1 protein-coding gene is annotated in these 838 nt (G+C 33.8%); it reads left to right on the top strand.

Going from position 1 to position 838, the window contains the following annotated elements:
- Positions 1-238: hypothetical protein (locus GQR46_RS20200; protein ID WP_206009737.1), on the top strand; the 238-nt coding region annotated here is incomplete at its 5' end.
- Positions 239-838 lie beyond the last annotated feature (600 nt).

Here is an 838-nt window from a genome sequence, read left to right on the forward strand (position 1 = left end):
AATTTTGCGGAGAATAATTATGGGTTTTTGGGGTATAGCTGCAGGTCTTGCGTTTAAAGCTTTAAGTGGTTCCGGTTCCGGACATGAAAGAAATTTACAAAGTCACTCCGAGGATATTAGAAAGTTCAGCCTCAGTTGTCGTAGGTGCGGTGAACATGCAAAACCAATTGAAGGTACAGGGAATAGATACGAATGCATTTGTGGTAATAAATTTGCTGGGGCAAGGCATCCGTTATAATGTTATTTTAATGGAGTTTGTAAAGGTGGTATAGGATACAAGCTAAAGATATGAAAAGGACTTTTTGATAAATCATTTAATATAATTTGATGTAATAGAAAATGATTTAGGTGGGTGTCATCCTAATCTCCCCATAAACCAAAAACACGGTATAAATCGGCGTCTACAAGCATAATGGCAAACCTTTAGGCGCGAGTTTACTTCGTGTAATAAAGTAATATCCCAGAATAATTTAGATGGGTATCATCCTAATTTCTAATTAGATAGACTATTAATAAAAGCGTTTTTGAAAGCCTTTCTAGTTATAGTTCTATTACTCACTCTTTTTTGAAAGACGGAGTTATCAAAAAGCGATAATCTTCTATTTTTGATTTTATAAATATTACGTATTAAACACTAACTTAGGCGAATGACTCTAATTAGTATTATAGGGACAGTAAGTATGAATATGTATACGCTGAGAGTTTCTTTATTAGCGCAAGATAAGGAATTATTTGATCAAGGCAGTATCCCTAAAGAAATCACTTGGTTTGAAAAAGCTTTATTAGAAGCCGCAACACAAGTCAAAAATAGCAACTCAATACCAGTCAATGAAAAAAA

The sequence above is a fragment of the Pseudoalteromonas sp. Z1A6 genome, assembly GCF_011378745.1.
Lineage (GTDB): Bacteria > Pseudomonadota > Gammaproteobacteria > Enterobacterales > Alteromonadaceae > Pseudoalteromonas > Pseudoalteromonas arctica.